Source organism: Micromonospora sp. DT63 (assembly GCF_049841615.1).
Taxonomy (GTDB): domain Bacteria; phylum Actinomycetota; class Actinomycetes; order Mycobacteriales; family Micromonosporaceae; genus Micromonospora.
In genome coordinates this window covers 269,336-294,778 of sequence record NZ_JBNCKQ010000002.1, presented here as the reverse complement: position 1 = coordinate 294,778, position 25,443 = coordinate 269,336, and the positions used below count along the sequence as shown (strand labels likewise).

The following is a 25,443-nucleotide window of genomic DNA, read 5'->3' as shown; positions in this document are numbered from 1 at the left end:
CGGGCCCGGTCGGAGGCATCCGCCGGCCGGCGTTCATCCGGTCGACACCAGTGGTGCGCGCCGATGGCAACCCGGGGCATTTACACAGATCCCATGGCCGTTCTGCATGTCGCTGGCGCATCCCTGACGACCAGCGGATACACCCTGCTGATCGCCGACGACCCCACCCAGGTCGCGGCCGCGCAACGCCTGCGCCACGAGGTGTTCGCCACCGAGTTGGGCGCCACCCTCGCACCCGGCGGCGCCGGGTTGGACGTGGACCCCTTCGACGCCCACTGCGATCACCTCATCGTCCGCGAGGACAGCACCGGGCAGGTGGTCGGCACGTACCGGCTGCTGCCGCCGGGGCGTACCGACCGGCGGTACGCCGAGAGCGAATTCGACCTCGGGGCGCTCGATCCACTGCGCGACGACCTCGTCGAGACGGGTCGGTCCTGCGTGCACCCGGACCACCGATCGGGCGCGGTGATCAACCTGATGTGGGCGGGGCTCACCCGCTACCTGCACCTGCGCGGCTCGCGCTGGCTCGGCGGCTGCGCCTCGGTGCCGGTCGACGACGGCGGTCGCACGGTCGCCGGGGTGTGGGCCCAGGCCCAGGCCCGGCACCTGTCGCCGCCGCCGCTGCGGGTGCGCCCGCTGCGCCCGTGGTTCGCCGAGCCGGCCGCCGTCGCGGCCGCCACGGCCGCCGACCCGGCCGCTCGCGTGGCGGTGCCGCCGCTGCTGCGCGGTTACCTGCGGCTCGGCGCGTGGATCTGCGGCGAGCCCGCGTACGACCCGGACTTCGGGTGCGCGGACTTCTACGTGCTCTTCTCCCTGGACCGGATGAACCCGCGCTACCTGCGGCACTTCCTGGGCGGGGACCACCGGTGACCGCCGGAGCGCGGGACCTGTGGCGGCCCTTCTCGGGCTGCGACGACGACTGCCTGCCGGCGGCCGGCGAGGTGCCCACGGTGCCGGTGGTCCGCCGGATGCTCCGGTTGGTCGCGGCGAGCGGGATGCTGCTGGCCGGGGTGGGAGTGGCGGTGCTGCTGCCGGTGCTCCCGGCGCGCGAGCGGCAGGCGGTGCTGCGCGGCTGGGCCCGCGGCACCGTTCGCGCGTTCGGCGTCCGGTTGGTGATCAAGGGCCGGCTGCCCCGGCGGCGCGCGCTGCTGGTCGCCAACCACGTCTCGTGGCTGGACATCCTCGCCGTCCTGGCGGTCGCGCCCACCCGCATGGTGGCGAAGCGGGAGATCCGGTCCTGGCCGGTGGTCGGGCTGCTCGCCGCGGCGGCGGGCACTGTCTTCGTGGACCGGTCCCGGCCGCGGGCCCTGCCGGCCACCGTGCGCCGGCTGGCCGACACGCTGCGCGCCGGCCGGTCGGTAGCGGTGTTTCCCGAGGGTACGACCTGGTGTGCCGGGGACGGCGCGGACGGGTGCCGCCCCGACGGCGGGTTCCGGCCGGCGATGTTCCAGGCCGCCATCGACGCGGGCAGTCCGGTGGTGCCGCTGCGGCTCGGGTACCGGTGCGACGCCACCGGAGCGGTCACGACGGCCGCCGCCTTCCTCGGCGCGGACACCCTGCTGCGCTCGGTCGCACGGGTGGTCGCGGCGCGGGATCTGGTGGTCTCGGTGACGATCGCAAGTGCGCTGCACCCGGCCGGCGACGCCGACCGGCGGTTGCTGGCCCGGGCCGCCGAGTCTGCCGTACACCTGGTGCCGGTTGTCCCGACGCGGACCCGGCTGCGGCCGGTCCCCACCATGACCCCGGCGGGTTCCGTGCCGCAGGTGCCTGCCGGCCGGGACCTCGACCTGGCGGCCTGAGAGCAGGACTCACCACTTGAGCACGCGCCGATCCCGGCGCCGGAGTAGGTCGGATCGCCCTTTGCTCTGCTTCAACCCACGCAACACTTGCGGCCCGCCTGTGTTGCGTGGGTTGAAGCAGAGCAAAGGAGGCGCTCGGAGCGCCCTTTCCCTCGTCGTTAAAAGGCCGGGGCTGGTGGCTGACGCCGTGGTCAGGGTCGCGGTGACGACTCGCGACAGTCTTGTGTGTCGCGATGTATCGCGTTACGGTTTCCTCGTCGGCGCGCGTGGGCGCGTCGTCGAGGGGAGGACGTCATGGCCGGATGGACGGTCGGCAGCCCGCAGCGGCTCACCGTGGACGGCCCGGTCACCCGGCTGGACGTCCGCCTGATCAGTGGACGACTCAACGTGGTCGCCACCGACGGCCCGACCCGGATCGACGTCACCCAGGTCGGCCGCCGACCCGTCCTGATCGACCACTCCGACGGCCGGCTCAGCATCCGACAGGAACGCGGGCACGGCTGGTCGGAGGTCCTGCGGTGGTTCCAGATGATCCACCGCTATCCGCGGGTGGACGTCTCCGTCGCCGTGCCCGCCGATGTCCTCGCCGACCTGGACCTGGTCTCCGGGTCGCTTGTCGCCTCCGGCCTGCGCCGGCAGACCACGGCCCACGTCGTCTCCGGCCAGATCACCCTGATGGGCCTGCGCGGTACCACCTCCGCGAAGATCACCTCCGGGCCGGTGGAGGCGCTCGGCGTCCGCGGTGACCTCACCCTGGAGACCGTCTCCGGGGAGGTGATCCTCGCCGACAGCGCCGCCGACCGGGTGCGGGCGCAGACCGTCTCCGGCGCGATCACCTGCGACCTGGACAACCCCCGGCGCAGCGAGATCCAGCTCACCACCATCTCGGGCAGCATCACCGTCCGGGTCCGCGAGGACAGCGACCTCGCCGTCCGGCTGAACACCGCCTCCGGCCGGATCACCAGCGGCTTCCCGCAGGTGCGCAACTCGCGATTCCCGCTGCCGAGCAGCGAGGGAGTGCTCGGCGCCGGCGAAGGTAAGCTCTGGGCCTCCGCGACGTCGGGAAGCATCTCGCTCCTCGCCCGACCGGTGGCCGCCGACGAGGAGGAGTTGCCGTGACCGCCGTGTTCAGCCACGGGCGGCTCCGGCTCTATCTGCTCAAGCTCCTCGACGACGGCCCCAAGCACGGCTACGAGCTGATCCGTCTCCTGGAGGACCGGTTCCTCGGGCTCTACGCGCCCAGCGCCGGCACCATCTACCCCCGGCTGCAACGGCTGGAGGCCGAGGGGTTGGTGAGCCACACCGCCGCCGGGGGGCGCAAGACGTACGCCATCACCGACGCCGGCCTCGCCGAGCTGCGCCAGCGCGCCGGTGAGCTGGCCGCGTTGGAAGCGGACATCGCGGCCTCGGTGGCGGACCTCTCCACCCTGGCCAGCGAGATCCGCAGCGAGGTGCGCGGCTCGACGCGCGACCTCAAGCGGGAGCTGAGCGAGGCCACCCGGCAGACCCGGCGTACGCGGTGGGAGCCGCCCGCGTCGTCCTACCGGCCCCCGCCGGCCGACGCGCCACGCGATGCCCTGCTCGACGAGTTCGACAAGCGGCTGGCCTCGTTCACCGCCGAGGTGAGCCGTCTGGCACGGGCGCGGCAGTTCAGCGACACTCAACTGCGCACGGCGATCCGGCTGCTCGACGGCGCCCTGGACGGGCTGCGCCGGCTGCTGCGCTGACGCCCGCCCGGCCGCCCGGCGACTCACAGGGTTTTTCCAGCGAGCGTCCAGCGCCGGTGCAGTGAGGTCACCGATGATTGGGCCCATGCCCGCTACCCAGACCGAGGCGCGACTCCTCGTCGTCGAGGACGACCCCAACATCCTCGAACTGCTCTCCGCGAGCCTGCGGTTCGCGGGCTTCGACGTGGCCACCGCGACCAGCGGCAGCGCGGCCCTCAACGCCGCCAAGGACCACCGGCCCGACCTGGTCGTGCTCGACGTCATGCTGCCGGACCTGGACGGCTTCGAGGTCATCCGGATGCTGCGCGAGGGCGGCACGCGGACCCCGGTGGTGTTCCTGACCGCCCGGGACGCCACCGACGACAAGATCCGCGGGCTCACCCTGGGCGGCGACGACTACGTCACCAAGCCGTTCAGCCTGGAGGAGCTGACGGCCCGGATCCGCGCCGTGCTGCGCCGCACCACCACCGGCGAGCAGGCCCCGTCCCGGCTCACCTTCGCCGACCTGGAGCTGGACGAGGAGACCCACGAGGTGCACCGGGCCGGGCAGCGGGTGCAGCTCTCGCCGACCGAGTTCAAGCTGCTGCGCTACCTCATGCTCAACGCCAACCGGGTGCTGTCCAAGGCGCAGATCCTCGACCACGTCTGGAACTACGACTTCCGTGGTGACGACAACATCGTCGAGTCCTACATCTCCTACCTGCGGCGCAAGGTCGACACCACCCAGCCCCGGCTGATCCACACCCTGCGCGGCGTGGGGTACGTGCTCCGCAAGCCGGCGGCGTGAACGCGGTCGCGCAGGCGAAGGGACGGCTGCGGGGCGTACCGCTGCGGGTCAAGCTGGTCGCCTCGGTGCTCGCGCTGGTCTCCGCGGCGCTGCTGGTGATCAGCTCGCTGACCGCCTACTTCCTGCACAACTACCTGGTCGGCCAGGTGGACGGGCAGATTCGGTCGGCCACCCAGAGCCTCGGCCAGTACCTCCCGGGTCTGCGCAGCGGCGAGGTCAACGTGACGCTGCCCAGCGACTACGTCGTCTCGCTGGCCGACGAGAACAGGGTGTCCCGGCCGTACTACGACAAGGTGAACCGCGCCCCCGAACAGCTGCCCAGCTTCCCCACGACCCGGGCGGGTTTCGAGGATCTGGAGGGCCAGCCGAAGACTGTCCCGTCCCAGGACGGAGGCACCCGGTGGCGGGTCTACTACGCCGCCCAGCCGGACGGCTCGGTGCTGGCCGTGGGACAGCCGCTGACCGAGGTCGACCGTGCGGTCAAGCAGCTCGTCTGGATCGACCTGCTGGTCGGCGGGGCGGTGCTGATCCTGCTCGCGTCGGTCGGCGCGGCGATCGTGCGGACCAGCCTCAAGCCCCTCGTCGAGATCGAACGGACCGCCGCGGCCATCGCGGGCGGCGACCTGACCCGCCGGGTGCCCGACCCGGAGCAGGGGCAGGAGCATCCCACCTCCGAGCTGGGCCGGCTCTCCCGCGCGCTGAACGCGATGCTCACCCAGATCGAGGCGGCGTTCACCGCCCGGGCGGCCTCGGAGACGGCGGCCCGCTCGGCGGAGAGCACCGCCCGGGACGCGGCCGCCGCAGCCCAGGCGTCCGAGGCGCGGGCCCGACGCTCCGAGGAGCGGATGCGGCAGTTCGTGGCGGACGCCTCGCACGAACTGCGGACCCCGCTGACCACCATCCGGGGCTTCGCCGAGCTGTACCGCCAGGGCGCGGCCCGCGCGCCGGAGCAGACCGCCGGGCTGCTGCGCCGCATCGAGGACGAGGCCGCCCGGATGGGTCTGCTGGTCGAGGATCTGCTGCTGCTCGCCCGGCTGGACCGGGAACGCCCGCTCTCGCTGGCCCCGGTGGAGCTGCCGGTGCTGGCCTCCGACGCCGTGCAGGCGGCTCGCGCGGTCGCCCCGGACCGGCGGATCGAGCTGGAGATCGAGCCCGGTTCCGGCCCGCTCGTCGTCTACGCCGACGACGCCCGGCTGCGCCAGATCATCGGCAACCTGGTGACCAACGCGCTGACCCACACCCCGCCGGAAGCCGACGTCAGCGTGCGTCTGCGCGCCGAGGCGGGCAACCTCGCCGTCGTGGAGGTCATCGACACCGGCCCCGGTCTCTCCCCGGAACAGTCCGAGCGGGTCTTCGAGCGGTTCTACCGGGCCGACGCGGCCCGGACCCGACGGGCCGACGGCAACACCGGCACCGGCCTCGGCCTGGCCATCGTGGCGGCGTTGGTCGCCGCCCACCACGGCTCGGTCGAGGTGCTCGAAACGCCCGGTGGCGGAGCCACCTTCCGGGTCCGGCTGCCGCAGGTGCCCAGGGGCGACGACCTGGGCGAGTGACTTTCAGCCAACTTCCAGGACGGTTCCAGGTTGATTGCAGTGCCGGGGGAGAAGGTAGTCCCATGACCGAGTTCGAGTCCGACCCGCAGCGCCGGCCGGCCCCCACCGACGCCGAGCCGTCGCACCCCACCGCCGAGCTGCCGCGCGACGAGCGCGCGCAGTCCGACTCTCCGACCACCCCCGTTCCGGTCGTCTCGACCGACGGGGACACCGCGCCCACCGTCGCCACTCCGGCCGTGCCCGCCGCTTCCGACGGACCGACCGGGTCCGACCTCCACGCCGGGCAGCCGACCGGATACGAGCCGCCGACCGTGGGTCAGCCGACCGGGTACGAGCCGCCGACCGTGGGGCAGCCCACCGGGTACGAGCCGCCGACCGCCGCCGGTGGATCCGCGCCGCCGTACCCGGTCTCCGGCCACCCGGCGCCCGGCCACTCCGGCCAGCCCGGCTACTCGGGTTACCCGCAGCCGGCCGCCGGCCAGTACCCGGGCGCCGGCTGGCACGCGGGCCAGCAGTCCGGCTGGGCCGGCGGGGGCCAGCCGGGCGCGGCCTACGCCCAGCACGCCCAGCACCAGCAGCACCAGCAGCACCACCCGGGGCAGCCCGTGCCGCCGTGGGGCCCGCAGGCCACGCCGCCCGGCTCCGGGCCCCGGCCGGGCCGGATCGCCAAGTTCGCCGGCGCCGGCGTCGCGGTGTTCGCCCTGATGCTCGGCTCCGGCGTCGCCGGTGGGGCGCTCGCGCTCGCCCTCGACGGCGACAACGGCGGCGTCACCCGCACCTACTCCGCGGCCCCCGTGCTCAACAGCGCCGACCTGCCGAAGATCGCCGCGTCCGTACAGGACAGCGTCGTCTCCATCGCCACCGACAGCGGCGAGGGCTCCGGCGTGGTCCTGAGCGCCGACGGCTACGTGCTCACCAACAACCACGTGGTCGCCTCCGCCAGCGGGGACACCGTGCAGGTCGTCTTCGCCGACGGCAGGAACGTCCAGGCGAAGATCGTCGGCACCGACCCGAAGACCGACCTGGCAGTGGTCAAGGCCAACGGGGTGAGCGACCTCAAGCCGGCCACGTTCGGCGACAGCGACGCCATGCAGGTCGGCGACCAGGTGCTCGCCCTGGGCAGCCCGCTCGGCCTCCAGGGCTCGGTGACGGCGGGCATCCTCAGCGCCCGGGACCGCACCATCCGGGCCGGCGAGGGCCAGCAGCAGGACCCGAACCAGCAGAGCCAGGCCGTCAGCTCGATCTCCGGGCTGCTGCAGACCGACGCGCCGATCAACCCCGGCAACTCCGGTGGCGCGCTGGTCAACACCCGGGGTGAGGTGATCGGCGTCAACACCGCCATCGCCACCTCCGGGCAGAGCACCGGCAACATCGGCGTCGGCTTCGCCATCCCCAGCAACAAGGCCAAGGACGTCGCCGGCAAGCTCCAGCGCGGCGAGAAGGTCAGCCACCCGTCGCTCGGGGTCGGCGTCAACCAGGCCGAGGGTGGCGGCGCGCTGGTCGCCTCGGTCACCGCGGGCAGCGCCGCCGAGAAGGCCGGCCTCCAGCGCGGCGACGTGGTCACCCGCTTCGGCGACAAGGTAATCAACGACTCCGACGACCTGGTCGGCGCGGTGCAGGCCGGCAAGGTCGGCGACCGGGTCGAGGTGCACTTCAAGCGCAACGGCGCCGAGAAGACCGCCACCGTGACGCTCGCCGAGACGTCCTGACCGACAACTGAACCTGCCTCCTCCCTCCGGCGGCGGGTGGCGGGGCCGAGGGGGTCGGCTCCGTCACCCGCCGCTCTTTTTCCGCCCGGACGGCGGTTCACCCTCACGGGGTGAACCGCCGTCACCCGTACGAGCGGCACGGTCGGCAGGCGAGCCGGCGAGCGTACGGGGGTGGACCGTGAGCGGGTCTGATGTCGACGACGAGCGGATCCAGCGCGAGGTCCTGGCCGAGCTGGCCTGGGATCCGCAGCTGCTACCGAACGAGATCGGGGTGGCCGTCGACCAGGGGGTGGTCACGCTTACCGGGTTCGTGGACGGCGCGGCCCGTGCGTGGGCCGCGACCCGCTGCGCCCAACGGGTGCGGGGCGTACGCGTGGTGGCCGACCAGATCGAGGTACGGCTGCCGGGGACACCGGGGCGTACCGACGGCGATATCGCCCTCGCCGCGGCCCGAGCCCTGGAGTGGGACAGTTTCGTGCCCGCCGAACGGTTGGACGTCACAGTGGCCAACGGCTGGTTGATGCTGCGCGGTGAGGTCGAGTTCGGGTGGCAGCGCCGGGCCGCCGAGGGGGAGCTGCGCCGGCTGGACGGCGTACGGGGAATCACCAACCTGGTCGAGGTGCGGCCGTCGGCACCACCTGCCGGCGAGCGGCTGCGGCAGGACGTCCGGCGTGCCCTGGCGCGCACGCTCGGCGCGGAGCGGGTGACGGTGGAGGTGGACGGGGACACGCTGGTCCTCGCCGGGGTGGTCCGTTCCTGGTGGGAACGGGACCAGGTGGAGCGGGTGGCGTGGTCGGCGCCGGGCGTACGAGTCGTACACGACCAACTCCTGGTCGGCGGGTAAGCGTCCGTCTTGTCCGGTTTACCGGAGGCCGGGTGGGGAAACCGCCGCGGACCATGCCGACCGACGGCGATACCCGATCGGGGATCAACGGGGAGGACTCGTGGCCGTGAACCACCCGCCCGCCGACCGCTCGCCGGAGCGGTCGTTGCGCATCGCGATGGTGGTCCCGCCGTGGCTGTCCGTGCCGCCGCCCGGCTACGGCGGCCTGGAGCAGGTGGTGGCCTGCCTGGTGGACGCGTTGAGCGCCCACGGGCACGCGGTGACGCTGTTCGGTGCCGGCGAGCAGCACGGCACCGCCGCCAGCGGATTCGTCTCCACCATTGCCCAGGTCCAGTACGAGCGGCTCGGCGAGTCACTGCCGGAGCTCGCGCACCTGGCCCGGGTGAAGAGCATGATCACGCCGGCCGACTTCGACGTGATCCACGACCACACCACGATCGGGCCGCTCGTGGCCGGCCGTCGGTCCGTGCCGACGGTGGCGACGGTGCACGGCAACCCGGTGGGGGAGTACGGCGACGTGCTCGGCGACGCCGACGAGAACGTCGCCCTGGTGGCCATCTCGCACGCCCAGCGCCGACTCAACACGGGCCTGCCCTGGGCCGGCACCGTGCACAACGCGCTGGACCTGCGCGGTTTTCCGCGCAAGACCGCGCCCGGCCCCGGACCGGTGCTGTGGCTGGCCCGGTTCAGCCCGGACAAGGGCCCGGACATCGCCATCCGCGCCTGCCGGGAGGCCGGCCTGCCGCTGCTGCTGGCCGGCAAGTGCAACGAGCCGGCCGAACGGCGCTACTACGAGCAGGTCGTCGCGCCGCTGCTCGGCGAGGACGTGTCGGTGGTGCTCAACGCCGACCGCGCCGAGACCCTGCGGATGCTCGTCGACGCCCGTTGCCTGATCATGCCGATCCAGTGGGAGGAGCCGTTCGGCATGGTGATGCTGGAGGCGATGGCGACCGGTACGCCGGTGGTGGCGCTCGACCGGGGCGCGGTGCCCGAACTGGTCCGGCCCGGACTCACCGGGCTGGTCTGCGGGCAGCCCGACGAGCTGCCCGCCGCTCTGCTGGCCGCCCGGGAGCTGGACCCGCAGGACTGCGTGGCGCACGTCGCCGAGAACTTCTCGGTCGAGCGGATGGCGTACGGCTACGAGGACGTCTACCGGCGCTTCGCCCTCGGGCGGCCCGCCGTCCGGGACACGGCCCCCGTCGCCGTCCGCTGACGGTGCCGCCCCGGGTCAGACCCGTGCCGCGCCCAGCTCGGCGATCGCGGCGTCCAGCCGCTGTGCGTACGCCGGGCTGATCGCCCCCTCGCCCAGCCGGACCGTGACCTTCTCGCGCAGCCGGGCCACCGGTCGGGCCAGCTCGTCCCGGTCGGACCCGGCGGCGGCCAGCAGGTTGCGCAGCTCGTTGCGCAGGTCGAGGCCGACATCGCCGCGGATCTCCCCGTCGCGCAGGCCGGCGTCGATCAAACCGTCGACACGGTTGGCGGCCTCCACGAGGGTGCTCGGCTCGCCCGTGGGCGCGCGGGAGGCCGGTGGCGACGACGGTGCCGGGGTCGGCCGGGACGGCTCGGTGGCCGGCGGGTCGGTCGGCGGACCGCTCGGCGGGTCGGTAGGCGCGGGCGTCACCGGGCCGGCCGACGGCTGGGCCCGGCGATCCGGCTGCTGGTCGGGCAGCAGTGCCGCACCGGCCAGCGCCACACCGACGGCCAGCGCCATCGGGATCAGGACCAGCAGCGCCAGCTGCCGGCGGGACCGGCGGGGCTCCGCGCCGGCCGGCGTCGGCACGTCGTCAACCTGCGGTGTCGTCGCGTCGCCCGCGTGCGCCATCCCGACGCTCGTCGGCAGGGCCAGGGTGGGCACCCTGATCGTGGCGGTCGGTGGGTCGGGCGGCAGGACGTGGCCGCGCAGCGCGGTGGCGAGCTGCCGGGCCGTCGGCCGGTCCGCCGGCTCCCGCGAGAGGCTCCGCAGGCAGATCCGGGCCACCGGCGCGGGCAGGTCCGGCACGTTGGCCAGGGTCGGCGCCGGGCCGTCGGCCAGCGCGGCGCTGAGCTGCTCCCAGGTGTCCGCCGGGTACGGCACGCGGCCGGTCAACGCCTCGTACAGCAGAACGCCGAGCGAGTAGACGTCGGTGGCCGGCTGGGCGGGTGCGCCGTCGAGCCGTTCCGGGGCCACGTACGCCGGGGTGCCGAAGGTGCCGCCGTCCTCGTCCTCGTCCGGTGCGCCGATCCGGGTGGCGATGCCGAAGTCGAGGACCTTCACCCCCATCGCGGTCATCATGACGTTGGCCGGGGTGATGTCGCGGTGCACGATGCCGAGCCGGTGCGCGGCGGCCAGCGCGTCCGCGACCTGGGCGCCCACCTCGACCGCCTCCGGCCACGGCAGCGGGCCCTCGGTGAGCCGCAGCTCCAACTCCTCGCCGCTGAGCAGCTCCATCACCACGAACGAGGTGATGGACCCGTCCGGGTCGACCGTCTCGCCGTAGTCGTGGACCGACGTCACGTGCGGGTGCACCAGCTGGGCGGCCGCGCGCGCCTCCTCCCGCACCATGTCGCGGAACCGCGCGTCGGCGGCGAGCGAGGGCGCGAGCACCTTGAGCGCCACGACGCGGTCGAGCACCTCGTCCCGCGCGCGCCAGATCACCGACATGCCGCCGGCACCGATCTGGTCGATGAGTCGGTACCTGCGGGCCAGCAATCGGCCCGGATGCAGCGCTGCCTTCACGGATCGCACCTGCCCTCGGGGGTGGGAGCGGTATCAGGTTGCGCGAATGTGTCCTGCCTGTCAACGCCGATGCGCCGGATGGTCGACGGACGGTGGCCGGGTACGTCCACCGGCCGGCGGACGGCGGCCCACTGGTGGTCGGCGGGCGCGTGCCAGGATGGGGACATGGCGGGGGGACCGGTGGCGTTCGTTCTCGGTGGCGGCGGGGTGCTCGGCGCCGTCGAGGTGGGCATGTTGCGGGCCCTGTTCCGCGCCGGCATCCAACCCGACATGGTGCTCGGCACGTCGATCGGCGCGGTCAACGGCGCGCTGGTCGCCGCCGACCCGTCCGAGGCGGTGACCGACCGGCTGGTCCGCCTCTGGGCCTCACCCGAGGCCAGCGAGGTGTACGGCGACTCGGTCGCCCGGCAACTGCGCCGCTTCGCAGCCCGCACCCACCTGCACTCGCCCCGGCCGTTGCGCCGGCTGCTGGAATCCGAACTGGGCGTCGACACCACCTTCGCCGACCTGCGGGTGCCGTTCCGCTGCTGCGCCGCGCACATCGAGCGGGCCGCCGAGCACTGGTTCGACAGTGGTCCGGTGGTGCCGGCGGTGATGGCGTCGGCCTCGGTGCCGGGCCTGCTCCCGCCGATGGAGATCGACGGCGCGCACTACGTGGACGGCGGCATCGTCAACTCGATCCCGATCGGCGAGGCGGTGGCCGCGGGCGCCGGCCAGATCTTCGTCCTGCAGGTGGGCCGGATCGAACGGGAGCTGACGCCACCCCGGCGGCCGTGGGAGATCGCGCAGGTCGCGTTCGAGATTTCCCGCCGGCACCGCTTCTTCCGTGAGATGGCCGCGCTGCCCGAGGGGGTGGAGGTGCACGTCCTGCCGACCGGAGGGCTGAACCCACGCGACGACACACCGTGGGCGTACCGGGACATGGCGGCGGTGGGACGGCGGATCAGCCGGGCGTACACCGCGTCGCGCCGCTACCTCGCCGCCCACGTGGAGCGTTGATGCCGCTGCCCCCGAGGTGGCTGCGGCGGCTGCTGATCGCCCCCGCCGTGGTGCTGCTCGCGATCGCCGTGGTGACCACGCTGCCGGTCTGGGCGCTGCTCGCGGCGGCCGCCTCGCCGCTGGTCCCGGGCCGGCTACGCCCCCTGCGCCTGCTCTGGATCGGCTGCGTCTACCTGGTGTGGGACGCTGCCGCGCTGCTCGCGTTGTTCGTCCTGTGGCTGGCGTCCGGGTTCGGCTGGCGCAGCCGGTCCCCAGCCTTCCAGCGGGCGCACTACGTGCTGGCCGGCTGGTTCCTGCGGGTGCTGTTCTGGCAGGCCCGCTGGTCGCTGCGGCTGCACATCGACGTGGTCGGCACGGACCCGGACACGGCGCTGCCCGGTCGGCCCGAGCTGGTGCTCTGCCGGCACGCCGGGCCGGGCGACTCGTTCATCCTGATCCACGGTCTGGTCAACTGGTTCAACCGGGAGCCGCGGATCGTGCTCAAGGACAGCCTCCAGTGGGACCCGGCGATCGACGTGCTGCTCAACCGCCTGCCCAACCGGTTCATCGCGCCGACACCGGAGCGCGGCGAGGAGACGGTACGCCAGGTCGGGCACCTGGCCGCCGGCCTGGACGACAACGACGCCTTCGTGATCTTCCCGGAGGGCGGCAACTTCACCCCCAAGCGTCGACTGCGGGCCATCGCCCGGCTGCGGTCCCTCGGCCTGGAACGGATGGCGCAGCGCGCCGAACGGATGCGCCACGTGCTCGCCCCGCAGCCGGGCGGGGTGCTCGCCGCCCTGGACGCCGCCCCCGACGCCGGGGTCATCTTCGTCGCCCACACCGGACTCGACCGGATGAGCACCGTCGCCGACGTGTGGCGGGAACTGCCGATGGACAAGCGGATCGTGATGCGGTTCTGGTCGGTGCCCCCGGAGGAGGTGCCGACCGGCCGGCAGCAGCGCATCGACTGGCTCTTCGACTGGTGGGCGCAGATCGACACGTGGATCGCCGCCAACCGGTGAGCGCGAGGAGTGCAGCGAAGCGGAGCCCCGCAGTCGCGAACGAAAAGCGGGCTCCGGTGAGCGCGAGGAGTGCAGCGAAGCGGAGCCCCGCAGTCGCGAACGAAAAGCGGGCTCAGCACCTCGTCGCCGCGTAGGGTGCGCTCGTGGACCAGATCTGCGTGGTGACGACTGTGGTGGATGCGCGTTCGGTTGCGGACGTGCTGGCGGCCGCGGCCGTCGCCGGGCGGCTCGCCGCCTGTGCTCAGGTCGGCGGTCAGGTGGACAGCACCTACTGGTGGCGCTCCGGGGTGGAGACGAGCACCGAGTGGTCCGTGCAGTTCAAGACCGCGCCGGACCGGTTGGCCGCGCTGGTGGACCAGATCCGGGCCAGCCATCCGTACGAGGTCCCGGAGATCCTGGTGTCGCGGGTGGACAGTGGTGATCCCGGGTACGCGGCCTGGGTGCACGACCACACCCGACCCTAGGTACGCGCACTCTGGGCCGTCCGCCGCCGGTTTTCGATGATGACCGGGTGGACGACACCCGCTATCCCTGCCCCGCCTGCGGCGCCCCGGCCGACCTGAACGCCGGTTGCGCCGGTTGCCGCCGCCCGCCGGACCGAATCGCGGCCGAGGTGGTCCGACTGGGGCGGGAGGTGGATCGGCTCGGTCCGGAGGTGGAGCGGGCCCATCGGACGTACACCGAGTTGGCTGGTCGGCTGGCGGCCACCTCGCGGCGGCGGGCCGAGCTGGCGGCGGTCGTCCGCGCGGGGTTGGCGGCGGGGGCCCCGGTCGTCGGGCCGGCGCCGGTCGTCATGTCACCGCCGCCCCTTCGTGTGGTGGAGCACGCGCCGCCCGGCGCGGCGGAGACGTCGACCCGGACGGTCCAGGGGTTGCTGTTCGTCCTCGGTGGACTTCTGCTCGGCACCGCGGCCGTGGTCTTCACCGCGGTGGCCTGGGCGTCCGTGGGGGTCGGTGGCCGGGCGCTGATCCTGGCGGCGGTCACGGCGCTCGTCCTGGCCGGCCCGTTGCTGGCGGTCCGCCGGGGTTTGCGGGGCACGGCGGAGACGTTCGCCGCGGTGGGGCTGCTGCTGGTGCTGCTGGACGGGTACGCCGCCTGGTCGGTGGACCTGGGTCACGTGACCGGGTGGCCGGGCGCCAGGTACGCCGCGCTGGTCGGGGGAGTCAGCGCGTTGGTCTTCGTGGCGTACGGCCGGTTGAGCGGGTTGACCGGGCCCTGGTTCGCGGGCCTCGCGGTCGCGCAACCGGTGCTGCCGTTGCTCGCGGCGCCGGCCGACCCCGGCGCGGGCGGCTGGGTGCTGGTGCTGCTCGGGGTGGCAGTGCTGAATCTGGCGGTGCTGGTCGCGCTGCGCGATGGGGACGGTGCGCGCCGGCTCGCCGGTCGGATATTCGCCGGGCTGGGTCACGTCGGCGCGCTGGTCGCCGCCGCCGCGTGTGCGTTGGTGCCGTTGGTGCAGGGGCGGTCGGCGGGGTCGCCGTTGCTGGCCGGCGTGCCGATGCTGCTGGTCGTGGTGACCGGGCTCGTCGCGGCCTTGCTGGTCGGCGGCACGGCGGCGCGGGCGGTGGCTGCCGGCCTGCTGATGCCGGTGCTCGCCGCCGCGGTGCTGCGCCCGGTGGGTGAGCTGCGGCCGTCGTTGCTGCTGCTCGCGGCGGCGATGGTCGCGCTCGTCCTGGCCGGGGCGGTACGGCTGTTGCCGACCGGCTGGCGTCCCGGGCCGCGCGCCGGCGCGCTGCTTGTCGCGGCCGGGGCCGCGCAGGTCGCCGTGGCGATCGCCGGTGTGTTGGCGGTGGCTGCCGCCGCCCGGTCGCTGCCGCCCTGGCACGGGGCCGGGTGGGGGCCGGATCTGAGCTGGGGTTGGCAGGTGGCGCCCGCCGTGGCGCTGGCGCTGGGGGCGGCCGCGTCGTTGCTGCCCCGCCGCGCGTGGGCGGGGCTGGCCACTGCCGGCGCGGTGGTGGTGCTGCTGGCCGTGCCCATCGGCTGGACGGCGTCGTGGGCGACTGTGGTGGCCGTGGACCTGGCCGGCGGGGTAGCTCTGGTGCTCGCCGTACTGGCCCGCCCGACGACCCGGGCGGCCACCCTGCTCGGCTGGGCGGCCGGGGGCGCCGTCCTGATCGGGCACGCGCTGCTGGTGGCCCTGGCCGATCCGCTCGGCGTCGTGGTGGTGCTGGGCATCGGCACCGTGCTCGGGGTGGCGCTGGCGGTGCGGACGGTCGACGGGCCGTACCGATGGGTGGCGGGCGTGGGTCTGCTGGCCGCGCACCTGGCGCTGCCCGCCATCGCCGCGGTGGCGCTCTTCGCGGCCGGCGTGCAGCCCTGGTGGCAGGCGCGGGCCGCGCTGCTCGCCGCCGGGCTGTCGCTGGTCGCGGCGCTCGCGGTGCGTCGCCACCGGGTCGACCTGATCGAGTACGCGGTGACGGGCGGTGCGGTCGCGGTGTTCGCGGCCGGGGTCTCGCCGCTGGTGGCGGCGGGGAACGAGCCCGTGACGCCGTACGCCGCGCTGGCGGCGCTGGGCGTCGCCCTCGTCGCCCGCTGGGGCCTGCCGGCGCGCGGCGACGAGCCGGACGGCCCCGCGCAGCGGACGGCGGTCGGGGGGCCGTCGGCCGCTGGGGGGCCGGTGGTGGACGCCGAAGGGCCGTCGGAATCGTGGGATCCGACGATCGGGGGGGCGTCAACCATCGGGGGGCCGTCGACGGTCGGGGGGCCGTCGGCGGCCGGGGGTCTGCTGAGGGCGTCGGGTGTGGTGCTGGCGGGGGTCGCGGTGCTGGCCGCGCTGCCGACGATCCTCAGCGCGCTGTTCATCCCGTACGGCGTCCCGGGGCCGGTCTGGTCCGGGGCGCCGACCGCGATCGCCGATCGGGGGCTGTTCCCCACCGGGCTGGCGCTTGTCGCGTTGGCGGTGGCCGCGGCGGTGGCCGGTCGGCGGGTGCGCCCACCGCTGCTGGCCGGCCTGCCGTTCGCCGCCGCCGCGCTGCCCGTGCTGCTCGTCGCGGTCGGTGTGCCGTGGCCGGTGCTGCCGGCCGCCACCCTGCTCGCCGGGGTGTCCGCGCTGCTGCTCGCCGCCCTGGTGGCGCCCCGCCCGGCGCTCGCGTCGATCGCCGTGCCCGTGGGGGCGGTGCTGGCCGTGGCCGGCGTGGCGGTGCTCCTGGCCACCCGGTCCGGCACGCTCGCGGCCGAGGGCACGCTGCTGGTGACGGCGGTGATCGTCGCCGTCGGGGCCCGGATGGCCGAGGCGCGTGTCGTCGGGAGCGTCGCGGCCGTGGGAGCGGCGTGTGCGCTGGCGGTGACCGCTCCGCTCGCCAACGGGCAGGGGTTGCGGGCGGCGGCGTACCCGCTGCTGGGGGTGGCCGTGCTGGCCCTCGCCGCCGCGGCCCTGGCCGGCCGGCAGCGGCGGGCACCGGTCGGGCGGGTGCTGGATGCCGCCGCGCAGGCGGTGGCGGGGGTGGCCGCGGCGCTCACCGTCGAGGTGGCGCAGCAGCTCGCGACCGTCTGCGTGCTGTGGGGAGCAGCCGTCGCGCTGCGGCTGCTGCGCCGGGGGGAGCCGGCCGGTCGACGGTGGCGGTTCGCCGCGATCGCCGCGGGCAGCGAGCTGATCGGGGCGTGGGTGCTGCTCGCCGCCGGCGGGGTGAGCGTGGTGGAGGCGTACACGTTGCCGGCGGCGGGGCTCGCCCTCGGCGCGGGCCTGCTGGCGTTGCGGACCCGGCCTGGGCTGACCAGTTGGCCGGCGCTCGGCCCGGGGCTGGTCGCGGCGCTGCTGCCGAGCCTGGTGTCGGTGCTGGCCGGGCCGGATCCGCAGCCGTGGCGACGGTTGCTGCTCGGGGCGGCGGCGCTGGTCGTGGTGCTGGCCGGCGCGAGCCGCCGCTGGCAGGCTCCCGTGCTGCTCGGCGGTGCGGTGCTGGCGGTCCTGGCGCTGCACGAGATCGCCCGTGGCTGGGACCTGCTGCCCCGGTGGATCTATTTGGGTGCCGGCGGGCTGGCGCTGATCGGGCTGGCCGCCAGCTACGAGCGGCGGCGTCGCGACCTGGCCCGACTGCGCGCCGCGGTGGCCCGGCTGGGCTGAATCGAGGCCGGGGGTAGGGCCCGCCCTACCCCCCATCCGGGGGTTGTCAGGGTTACTCACCGCAACCGATGCGGGGAGACTGACATTGACCCCGAACCAGCCTGGTTCGGGCGCAAGCGGAACAGGAGCAGTAATGGCGCTCGGAGCGGTGGCGGAACCGCCGGTACGACGGCGAGGTAGTGATTACGCACAGTTGTCCCGACGGATCAGTCAGGCCGGCCTGCTGGAGCGGCGACCTGCCTCGTACGTTGCCCGCCTCGTGCTCACCCTCGGCGCCTTCGTGGCCGGCTGGGTCGCCGTGTTCCTGGTCGGCGACTCCTGGTGGCAGGTGGCGCTGGCGGCCGTGATGGCGGTGGCCACCACCCAGGTCGCGTTCCTCGGTCACGACGCCGGGCACCGCCAGATGTTCCGTCGACGCGGCCCGAGCGAGGTCGTCGGGCTGGTCGCCGGCAACGCGGCGGTGGGGATCAGCTACGGCTGGTGGGTCGACAAGCACAACCGGCACCACGCCAACCCGAACCACGAGGACGAGGACCCGGACGTCGGCGCGGGCGCGCTGGTGTGGACTCCCGAACAGGCCGTCCAGACCCGGGGCGCACACCGTTGGATGGCCAGCCGGCAGGCGTACCTCTTCTTCCCGCTGCTCTTTCTCGAGGGTCTGAGCCTGCACGTGGCGAGCATCCGGGCGATCATCGGCCGGGAGCAGAGTGGCCGGTACGCGACGCCGATGCGGCACCGCGCGGTCGAGGCGGGGCTCCTCGTCGCGCACACCGCCGGGTATGTGGCGCTGCTGCTGGCGGTCATGTCGCCGGGCAAGGCGCTGCTCTTCGCCGCCGTGCACCAGGGGCTGTGGGGCCTCTACATGGGCTGTGCGTTCGCGCCGAACCACAAGGGCATGCCGATGCCGACCGCCGAGGACGAGCTGGACTTCCTGCGCAAGCAGGTGCTGACCTCACGCAACGTGCGGGGCAGCCGGCTGGTCGACACCGCGCTGGGCGGCCTCAACTACCAGATCGAGCACCACCTGTTCCCGAACATGCCCCGGGCGAACCTGCGCCGGGCGCAGCCGATCGTCCGTGCCTACTGCGCCGAGCAGGGCATCCCGTACGCGGAGACCGGGCTGATCGAGTCGTACCGGCAGGCGCTCGGCCACCTGCACGAGGTGGGTCGGCCGCTGCGCGGCTGAACACGGCTGACGTGAGACGTACCGGCGGGGCGGCATCCGATGATGCCGCCCCGCCGGCTTCTGCGCGCGTCGACTGAGCGGTGGCGCGTACGGCCCGGTGGATGCGCCACCGGTAGGGTCTGGTCATGGCAGACCTGCTCACCGCGGACGCGGTGCGAGAAGAGCTGGGCGGGTTGGCCGACTGGTCGGGTGACCCGACCGGCATCGGCCGCACCGTTCAGCTCGGCAGTTTCCCGGACGCCATCGCGGTGGTGGACCGGGTGGCGGCGGTGGCCGAGGAGCTCGACCACCATCCCGACATCGACATCCGATGGCGGACCCTGACCTTCCGCTGTGTCACGCACTCGGCCGGCGGGGTAACCCACCGGGACATCGAGCTGGCCCGGCGGATCGACGACATCGTCCGGAGTGCGGCATGAGATTCGAGATCAGCAAGGTTCTGGACGCCATCGAGGGGCGGGTCTGCACCGACCCGTCGCTGGCCCGGGCGGTGCTCGACCTGGCCGAGATCATCCGCTACCAGGACATCGACGGTGGCCGGCCGGCGAGCCTGCTGCGCCTCGGCATGGTCATCGACGCGCTCTCCCGCGAGCTGGAGGAGGACAGCGTCCAGGTGTACGCAGTGGTGCACCGGGCGCTGCTCTCCGACGCCGACCTGACCTCCAACGAGCGGATGGTGGTTCGCCGTTGGGCCGACGACGGGCTCGTGGAGGTGCTGGACAACCCGGGTGACCGGATGCTGGAGGTCGCCGACCTGCTGGGCCTTCCGGTGCTCACCCGGGTGCGCTTCGACGGGCTGCGCGGGCGGTTCCCGTGGCTGGTCGAGCAGCCCGGCCGGGTGGTCGCCCCGGTGCCGGGCGCCGGTGGGCCGGTGTTCATCGCGCACGTCGGCGGCGGGCACGCCCCGGTGGCCGGCAAGCGTTCGCCGACCGGTGCGAAGCTGCTGGCCCGGCAGTGGCGCTGCCCGGAGTCGGGCTGCGCGTTGTTCGGCGGCGGTGGTGGCGGTGGCGCGTTCGCCGACCTGGCCGGAGGGGCGGACCGCAGCCCGGCCGCGCAGCCGCCGCCCTCGCTGCGTAACGGCGTGCCGACCTGCCCGCGACACGGCGCACGCCTCGGTGACGGCGGCCCGCGTCCGCGTACGGAGGTGCTCGCCGTGCGCGTGGGTGGCCTGGTGCGGCGGCGGTTCGTGCTGAGCGAGGAGCAGCCGGTGGTGGCCGGTCGGGCACCCGAGCAGGACGGCGGGATCATGCTCGGCCAGTGGCTCAACGACGAGGCCCGGCGGTGGATCAGCCGGGGTCACGTCCGCTTCGAGCTGCGGGTTGGCGAGGTCATCGTCACCGACGTCAGCACCAACGGCTCCGGCATCCGGCCGGCCGGGTCGATGAACGAGGCGGACCGGATCCCCCTGGCCCCGCAGCAGTCCCGGGTGCTGGGCGAGAACGACATGATCGAGCTGTACCCGGGCGTGCAGATCGGCCGCGCCGAGGAGTTGCCGACGGGTGCCCCGTTCACTCCCACGTCGGTGATGGCCGAAGCCCCCACGATGGCGATGCGCCTGCCCCGCCCGTAACCCGAAAGGCGGGCGTCGGAACCCCGACGCCCGCCTCCCGTCCAGCGCTGCCGGGGTCAGGCGGCCAGGACCTCGGCTAGTTGCGCCACCGCTTGGTCGATCTCCTCTTCGGTGATCACCAGCGGTGGGGCGAGTCGGATGGTGGAGCCGTGGGTGTCCTTCGCGAGGATGCCGCGCTCCATCAGGCGCTCGCACGCCTCCCGGCCGCTCATCAGCGCCGGGTCGATGTCCAGGCCGGCCCACAGGCCGCGCACGCGTACGCCGACCAGGCCCTTGCCGAGCAGAGCTTCCAGGCCGGCGCGCAGCCGCTCGCCCAGCTCGGCGGAGCGACGCTGGAACTCGCCGGTGGCCAGCAGCCGGACGACCTCGATGGCCACCGCGCACGCGAGGGGGTTGCCGCCGAACGTGGAGCCGTGCTGACCGGGCTTGAGCACGCCAAGCACCTCGGCGTTCGCGGCCACCGCGGAGACCGGCACGATGCCGCCGCCGAGCGCCTTGCCCAGCAGGTACATGTCCGGCACGACGCCCTCGTGGTCACAGGCGAACGTCCGGCCGGTACGCCCCAGACCCGACTGGATCTCGTCGGCGATGAAGAGCACGTTCCGCTCGGTGCAGACCTGTCGTACGCCCGGCAGGTAGCCCTCCGGCGGCACCACCACGCCCTGCTCGCCCTGGATCGGCTCCAGCAGCACGGCCACCGTGTTCTCGTCGATCGCGGCGGTCAGCGCGTCCAGGTCGCCGTACGGCACGACGGTGAAGCCCGGGGTGTACGGCCCGAAGTCGGCGCGGGCGTCCTCGTCGGTGGAGAAGCTCACGATGGTGGTGGTCCGGCCGTGGAAGTTGCCCTCGGCGACCACGATGTTGGCCTGGCCCGGGGTGACGCCCTTGACCTGGTAGCCCCACTTGCGGGCCACCTTGATCCCGGTCTCCACCGCCTCCGCGCCGGTGTTCATCGGCAGCACGAGGTCCTTGCCGCACAGCTCGGCCAACTCCCGGCAGAAGTCGGCGAACTGGTCGTGGATGAACGCCCGGCTGGTCAGCGTGAGCCGGTCCAGTTGGGCGTGCGCGGCGGCGATCAACTGCGGGTGCCGGTGACCGAAGTTCAGCGCCGAGTAGCCGGCCAGGCAGTCCAGGTAGCGCTTGCCGTCCACGTCGGTGAGCCACGCGCCCTCGGCCGACGAGATCACCACCGGCAGCGGGTGGTAGTTGTGCGCGGTGTACTTCTCCGCGTCGCGTACGGCGGACGGGGTCCGCAGCATGTCCTCGATCACTCGCTTGCCTTTCCCTGACGGAGTCGCAGCGTGCAGCACTTCGGTCCGCCGCCGGCCTTGCGCAGCTCGGACAGGTCGACACCGATGGTCTCGTAACCTCGGTCGCGCAGCTTGGCGGCCAGGTCCGTGGCCTGCGCGGGCAGCACGACGTGCCGTCCGTCGCTGACCGCGTTCAGGCCCAGCACCTCCGCGTCGGCCATGGTGGCGTGCACCGCGTCGGGGAAGAGCCGGCGCAGCACGGCCTGGCTGCCGGGGGAGAACGCCTCCGGCAGGTACGCCACGGTCCGCTCGTCGAGCACGGTCAGCGCGGTGTCCAGGTGGTAGAAGCGCGGGTCGACGAGCTGCATGGTGATCACCGGGTAGCCGAAGACCTCCTGCAACTGGGCGTGCGAGGCGTGCGCGGTGCGAAAGCCGGTGCCGGCGAGCAGGTGGTCACCGGCCAGCAGGACGTCGCCCTCGCCCTCGTTGACGTGCTTCGGGTCGTACAACTCGAAGCCGGCGGCCTCGAACCAGGCCCGGTAGGCCGGGGCCTCGTCGGCGCGCTGCGGGTCGCGGAACTGCACAGCCATCGCCTTGCCGTCGATCACGGTGCCGCCGTTGGCGGCGAAGACCATGTCGGGCAGGCCGGGCACCGGAGTGATCTCCTCGACGGTGTGGCCCAGGTCCAGGTACGTCTGGCGCAGCTGCTCCCACTGCCGGACGGCCAGCGCGGCGTCGACCGGCGCGCTCGGGTCCATCCAGGGGTTGATCGCGTAGTCGACGGCGAAGTACGTCGGCCGGCACATCAACAGGCGCTGGCTGGTGGCGTCCATCGTCATTGTCCTGCTCCCAGGGGTCGGGCACGCCCGGCCACCGTGGCCCACGGGCTGGTGCCGTTGCTCAACGGTATGCGGCCCCAGCGGAAGGATCCACCACCGAAGGTTGCGCAGACCGAACATTCGTTGCGTGTGGTCAGTCTCGCGCCGCGATTCGTTGCGTAGATGGGCCGGCCAGGGCTGCTGGTGCTCCGCGTCACCCGACGTGGCCTGTGGGACGACACCGGCCGTGCGCGCGACACCGTCCGTCTGCGGGCCGACGTGCGGGGTCGACGTGCGGGCCCGGCTGCGGGGGCAGTGGGCGCATCCTTTGCTCTGCTTCAGCGGAGGCAACACCTGCCGTCCGGTAATCGGACGCTCGGTGTTGCCTGGGGTGAAGCAGAGCAAAGGATGAAAGGAGGAGAAAGGGGAGCCGGAAGGCAAGGAGCGAGCAGGAGGAAGAGGAAGAGAGAGGCGGAGAGGGGCTCAAGAGAGGGAGCGGAGGGAAGGTGCGGGTCCGCGCGATGTCCCCTCCTGGAGACGGCCTGTGCGGACCCCGGACACACTTCAGGGGCGGCGAATCGCCGCCCCTGAAAGGGTGTTGCCCGATCGGTGAACCACCTGCGGGCTGCCGGCGAACCGCCGGCTTTTCGCCGGTGCATCACCGGCGAGCGGAACAGTGCCCGCTAGAAACGGTCCACAAACTGTGAATCAAGCCACTCGCGGAAGCGCTGCACCCAGTCGCCGTCGGTGGTCGGCCAGTCGAACTGACCGGTCATCGCCAGCACGCCGATCACCACCGCCGCGAGCCCGATGAGCACGCCGAACAGCGCGTCGGTCTTGCCGGCGACGTGCCGGCGGCGGGTGGCCATCAGGCCGAGCACCGAGAGCACCGCGCCGAACGCGCCGACGCCGATGCCGTACCCGGCCAGGGTGCCGGTCAGCACGAACAGCGCACCGGCGACGGAGGCGATGAGGCCGAGGGTGGCGAGCAGGCTGGCCCGGGGCTTCGGGCCGCGCGTCACCGGCGGCTCCGGCTCGGTGTGCCCGGGGGTCGCGTCGACCGGGCGGTCGGTCCCGACACTGTCGGTCGGGTCGGGCCGTGGAGTCGTCCGGTCGAGGTCCGTGTCGCGCTCGGGGCGTCGGGTCGTGCGGTCGCGGTCGAGGTCGGTGTCCCGCTCGATGGTCGGGGCGGTCGCCGCGGCGCTGCTCGCCCGGGTCGGGCCGTCCGAGCGGACGGCGCCGGATCGGGCGTCGCCCTCCACCGGGCGGGCGGTGGCGGCCCGGGCCACGGCCGCGCGCTCGGCGGCACGCCGCTCGGCCTCGCCGGCCTGGTCGCCGGTCGCCGTCGTGCTGCGGTACGTCGTCTGGTCGGCGTCCCGGTCGGTGACCACCGGTCGGTCGGTGACGTCCCCGGACCGGGCGGTGTCGGTGACCGCCGTGCTGCTCTCCCGGTCGGCGACCGGGACGTCGCGGCCGTCGACGCGGCCGTCGAGGTTCTCGTCCCGCGTCGGTGCCGGCTCGGACCGGCGGGACAGCGAAGGAATCCTGACCACTACACACCTCCTGATGAATGCGTGGTGGCCGACGGAGAGGGTGGCACCCACGCGGTACCGCCCTCAACTACCCCGTTGGGCGTTTCCTGACACCAATTACGGGTACGGCCATCACGCGCGGACTGACCTGCCCCGCGCCGGCGCGGAGTGGAGCACCCGCAGCCCGGCCCGCCGCACGTACAACTCCCGCTTGTCGACGGCCAGGCCCTTGGCGTCCAGGACGTAGCCGGTCAGCCAGACCCACCCGTGGTAGGTGGGGCGCGCGTCCACGCTCACCAGTCGCAACCGCAGCTCGCGGTCGCCGGAGAACTGCACCGAGCAGGCCGCCCCGATCAGCAGGAGGTCGCCGGGCTTCAGCTCGGTCACGTCGGCCAGTGCCCACGGTTGATCGGGATGCGGTGACGGGCCCGGCAGGGCAGCTCCGCGCCGCAGCGGCACACCCGGCGCCACCGCGTCCAACTCCACGCCGGCCGATGCCGGCGGGCGAGGGTCAGCGCGGTGGCCAAGAGGTATTCGTCGTACGACACGCGCACCGCGGCATCCTTTCCGCCGAATTGCCGCCGACGCCATTAGTGGCGTCCTTTTCCGGCCCCCGATACGTGACAGCCTGTTCCACGCCGGCCCCCTTGTGCAACAACTCCGCGCCGTCCTAGTCTCGACCCGTATTGACGCACGAGGAATGGAAAAGAAATGGGTGCGGGGCGAAACATTCGGTGTTGCAGGAAGGGTGCGGTGATGTTGCATGACGGATGAAACAGGCGGGTCCACGGTCCCTCGGCGACAGCTCGGCCGGCTGCTCACCCAGCTCCGCGAGGACGCCTCGGTGACGCTGGACGCCGCGGCCGTGGCACTGGACTGCTCGCGGCAGAAGGTGTGGCGCATCGAGAAGGGTCTGGTCCCGGTGCGGGTGGTGGACGCCCGCGCGATGTGCGCTCTCTACCGGGTGCCCGAAGATATGCGGGAGATCGTCGCCGCGCTCGCGAAGGAAACTCGCGCGAAAGGGTGGTGGCATTCGTACGGCGATGTCGTCCCGTCGTGGTTCTCGCTGTACGTCGGCCTGGAATCGTCGGCTTCGACCCTGCGCCAATATGACGCCGAGCTGATCCCCGGCCTCCTGCAGACCCGCGAATACGCCAGCGAGCTCTTTCGCCGCAAGAATCCGACCATGAGCGCCGAGGATCGGGAGAAGCTGGTCGAGGTCCGGTTGCAACGCCAGGGCATCCTCGTCCGCCGGCTGCCGACCGCGCCCGCGTTGCGGGTCGTCCTGAGCGAAGCGGTGCTGCGGCGCACGATCCCCGACCGCCGGGCGATGGTGGGGCAGTTGCGCCACCTGCTCGACGCGGCGCGGCTGCCGAACGTCAGCCTGCGGGTGCTGCCGCTCGCCGCCGGTCCGCCGCTGGCCAGCGAGACCGGCACCTTCGTCCTGCTGGGCTTCCCGCAGGCGTTCGGGAGGGCGTCGACCGAGCCAACCACCGTCTACCTGGAGAACATCACCGGGGCGCTCTACCTCGACAAGCCAACCGAGGTGGCCGCCTTCGAACATGTCTGGTCTGATCTGGAGACGCTGGCGTCGACTGAGGCAGAATCAGAGAAAATGATCACTTCGATCATCGAGGAGCATCATGACTGACCTGGCCGGTGCCACCTGGCGCAAGAGCACCCGCAGCGGCGGGAGCGGCGGCAACTGCGTCGAGGTGGCCGACAACCTCCCCGGCGTCATCGCCGTCCGGGACAGCAAGGCCCCGTCCGAAGCCGCTCTGATCTTTGCTCCGCGCGCCTGGGCGTCGTTCGTGGCCGACGTCAGGGAGCAGCGCCTGGGCTGATGTGTCCGCGCCGCTCATTCGGCCCGGCCGGCTGCCGCTGACTATCCT

Annotated in this window: 24 protein-coding genes; 18 read left to right on the top strand and 6 right to left on the bottom strand. The window is 73.5% G+C overall.

The window, feature by feature from the left end; all coding sequences use genetic code 11:
* Positions 1 to 93 precede the first annotated feature (93 nt).
* The 9 genes from ACLQ27_RS08065 to ACLQ27_RS08025 all read left to right on the top strand — a co-directional run bounded on the left by ACLQ27_RS08065 (position 94) and on the right by ACLQ27_RS08025 (position 9,632).
* Positions 94 to 870 carry a GNAT family N-acetyltransferase gene (locus ACLQ27_RS08065; RefSeq protein ID WP_357495898.1) on the top strand — a complete coding sequence of 259 codons (777 nt, stop codon included), beginning with the start codon at positions 94 to 96 and terminating at the stop codon, positions 868 to 870.
* Complete coding sequence (locus ACLQ27_RS08060; protein WP_357495900.1) at positions 867 to 1,799, top strand: lysophospholipid acyltransferase family protein; 933 nt, start codon at positions 867 to 869, stop codon at positions 1,797 to 1,799. The genes ACLQ27_RS08065 and ACLQ27_RS08060 overlap by 4 nt, the downstream gene beginning before the upstream one ends.
* Before the next feature lie 294 nt (positions 1,800 to 2,093).
* Positions 2,094 to 2,918, top strand: coding sequence for a DUF4097 family beta strand repeat-containing protein (locus tag ACLQ27_RS08055; RefSeq protein WP_357495902.1), 825 nt, complete (start codon positions 2,094 to 2,096; stop codon positions 2,916 to 2,918).
* Positions 2,915 to 3,526, top strand: coding sequence for a PadR family transcriptional regulator (locus ACLQ27_RS08050; RefSeq protein ID WP_234590569.1), 612 nt, complete (start codon positions 2,915 to 2,917; stop codon positions 3,524 to 3,526). Before ACLQ27_RS08055 ends, ACLQ27_RS08050 begins: the two co-directional genes overlap by 4 nt.
* Positions 3,527 to 3,611: 85 nt before the next feature.
* Entirely contained in the window at positions 3,612 to 4,313 is a 702-nt protein-coding gene (locus ACLQ27_RS08045; protein ID WP_030336721.1) for a response regulator transcription factor, read from the top strand.
* Positions 4,310 to 5,866 (top strand): sensor histidine kinase, encoded by a 1,557-nt coding sequence (locus tag ACLQ27_RS08040; RefSeq protein ID WP_357574694.1) that lies wholly within the window; start codon positions 4,310 to 4,312, stop codon positions 5,864 to 5,866. The genes ACLQ27_RS08045 and ACLQ27_RS08040 overlap by 4 nt, the downstream gene beginning before the upstream one ends.
* A gap of 62 nt (positions 5,867 to 5,928) precedes the next feature.
* A complete protein-coding gene (locus tag ACLQ27_RS08035) occupies positions 5,929 to 7,575 on the top strand; it encodes a trypsin-like peptidase domain-containing protein (protein WP_425866143.1) in 1,647 nt (548 codons plus the stop codon).
* Positions 7,576 to 7,753: 178 nt separating this feature from the next.
* The gene (locus ACLQ27_RS08030; RefSeq protein ID WP_234590591.1) at positions 7,754 to 8,419 is read left to right on the top strand and encodes a BON domain-containing protein; all 666 of its coding nucleotides are present in this window, start codon (positions 7,754 to 7,756) and stop codon (positions 8,417 to 8,419) included.
* A gap of 157 nt (positions 8,420 to 8,576) precedes the next feature.
* Positions 8,577 to 9,632, top strand: a complete 1,056-nt coding sequence (locus tag ACLQ27_RS08025; protein WP_425866809.1) for a glycosyltransferase family 4 protein — start codon at positions 8,577 to 8,579, stop codon at positions 9,630 to 9,632.
* A 15-nt stretch (positions 9,633 to 9,647) separates the two neighbouring features.
* Here ACLQ27_RS08025 and ACLQ27_RS08020 read toward each other — a convergent pair whose 3' ends face one another.
* The gene (locus ACLQ27_RS08020) at positions 9,648 to 11,135 is read right to left on the bottom strand and encodes a serine/threonine-protein kinase (RefSeq protein WP_425866141.1); all 1,488 of its coding nucleotides are present in this window, start codon (positions 11,133 to 11,135) and stop codon (positions 9,648 to 9,650) included.
* A 165-nt stretch (positions 11,136 to 11,300) separates the two neighbouring features.
* On the opposite strand from ACLQ27_RS08020, the gene ACLQ27_RS08015 reads away from it, so the two are divergent.
* The 7 genes from ACLQ27_RS08015 (at position 11,301) to ACLQ27_RS07985 (ending at position 19,951) form a co-directional block, all read left to right on the top strand.
* Positions 11,301 to 12,134 (top strand): patatin-like phospholipase family protein, encoded by an 834-nt coding sequence (locus ACLQ27_RS08015; RefSeq protein WP_357574697.1) that lies wholly within the window; start codon positions 11,301 to 11,303, stop codon positions 12,132 to 12,134.
* Entirely contained in the window at positions 12,134 to 13,138 is a 1,005-nt protein-coding gene (locus ACLQ27_RS08010; protein WP_357495915.1) for a 1-acyl-sn-glycerol-3-phosphate acyltransferase, read from the top strand. The genes ACLQ27_RS08015 and ACLQ27_RS08010 overlap by 1 nt, the downstream gene beginning before the upstream one ends.
* A 143-nt stretch (positions 13,139 to 13,281) precedes the next feature.
* A complete protein-coding gene (cutA, locus tag ACLQ27_RS08005; RefSeq protein ID WP_234590601.1) occupies positions 13,282 to 13,602 on the top strand; it encodes a divalent-cation tolerance protein CutA in 321 nt (106 codons plus the stop codon).
* Positions 13,603 to 13,649: 47 nt separating this feature from the next.
* Positions 13,650 to 17,195, top strand: coding sequence for an SCO7613 C-terminal domain-containing membrane protein (locus ACLQ27_RS08000; protein ID WP_425866138.1), 3,546 nt, complete (start codon positions 13,650 to 13,652; stop codon positions 17,193 to 17,195).
* Positions 17,196 to 17,328: 133 nt separating this feature from the next.
* Positions 17,329 to 18,381, top strand: a complete 1,053-nt coding sequence (locus ACLQ27_RS07995; RefSeq protein ID WP_234586042.1) for a fatty acid desaturase family protein — start codon at positions 17,329 to 17,331, stop codon at positions 18,379 to 18,381.
* A 125-nt stretch (positions 18,382 to 18,506) separates the two neighbouring features.
* Positions 18,507 to 18,800, top strand: coding sequence for a 4a-hydroxytetrahydrobiopterin dehydratase (locus tag ACLQ27_RS07990; RefSeq protein WP_234586040.1), 294 nt, complete (start codon positions 18,507 to 18,509; stop codon positions 18,798 to 18,800).
* Positions 18,797 to 19,951: an FHA domain-containing protein gene (locus ACLQ27_RS07985; protein ID WP_234586038.1), complete on the top strand. Its 1,155-nt coding sequence runs from the start codon at positions 18,797 to 18,799 to the stop codon at positions 19,949 to 19,951. Before ACLQ27_RS07990 ends, ACLQ27_RS07985 begins: the two co-directional genes overlap by 4 nt.
* A gap of 56 nt (positions 19,952 to 20,007) precedes the next feature.
* On the opposite strand, the gene rocD is transcribed toward ACLQ27_RS07985, so the two are convergent.
* The 5 genes from rocD to ACLQ27_RS07960 all read right to left on the bottom strand — a co-directional run bounded on the left by rocD (position 20,008) and on the right by ACLQ27_RS07960 (position 24,105).
* Positions 20,008 to 21,222, bottom strand: coding sequence for an ornithine--oxo-acid transaminase (gene rocD, locus ACLQ27_RS07980; RefSeq protein WP_425866135.1), 1,215 nt, complete (start codon positions 21,220 to 21,222; stop codon positions 20,008 to 20,010).
* Positions 21,219 to 22,034 (bottom strand): dimethylargininase, encoded by an 816-nt coding sequence (gene ddaH / locus ACLQ27_RS07975; protein WP_425866807.1) that lies wholly within the window; start codon positions 22,032 to 22,034, stop codon positions 21,219 to 21,221. Before ddaH ends, rocD begins: the two co-directional genes overlap by 4 nt.
* A 668-nt stretch (positions 22,035 to 22,702) precedes the next feature.
* Positions 22,703 to 23,572 carry a sulfite exporter TauE/SafE family protein gene (locus tag ACLQ27_RS07970; protein WP_357495923.1) on the bottom strand — a complete coding sequence of 290 codons (870 nt, stop codon included), beginning with the start codon at positions 23,570 to 23,572 and terminating at the stop codon, positions 22,703 to 22,705.
* 111 nt (positions 23,573 to 23,683) lie between these two features.
* Positions 23,684 to 23,938, bottom strand: coding sequence for a hypothetical protein (locus ACLQ27_RS07965; RefSeq protein WP_425866134.1), 255 nt, complete (start codon positions 23,936 to 23,938; stop codon positions 23,684 to 23,686).
* The gene (locus tag ACLQ27_RS07960) at positions 23,935 to 24,105 is read right to left on the bottom strand and encodes a hypothetical protein (protein ID WP_425866132.1); all 171 of its coding nucleotides are present in this window, start codon (positions 24,103 to 24,105) and stop codon (positions 23,935 to 23,937) included. Before ACLQ27_RS07960 ends, ACLQ27_RS07965 begins: the two co-directional genes overlap by 4 nt.
* A gap of 209 nt (positions 24,106 to 24,314) precedes the next feature.
* On the opposite strand from ACLQ27_RS07960, the gene ACLQ27_RS07955 reads away from it, so the two are divergent.
* Together ACLQ27_RS07955 and ACLQ27_RS07950 are read left to right on the top strand one after the other, a co-directional pair.
* Positions 24,315 to 25,202, top strand: a complete 888-nt coding sequence (locus ACLQ27_RS07955) for a helix-turn-helix domain-containing protein (protein ID WP_425866130.1) — start codon at positions 24,315 to 24,317, stop codon at positions 25,200 to 25,202.
* Positions 25,195 to 25,395, top strand: a complete 201-nt coding sequence (locus ACLQ27_RS07950; RefSeq protein ID WP_357574703.1) for a DUF397 domain-containing protein — start codon at positions 25,195 to 25,197, stop codon at positions 25,393 to 25,395. Before ACLQ27_RS07955 ends, ACLQ27_RS07950 begins: the two co-directional genes overlap by 8 nt.
* Positions 25,396 to 25,443 lie beyond the last annotated feature (48 nt).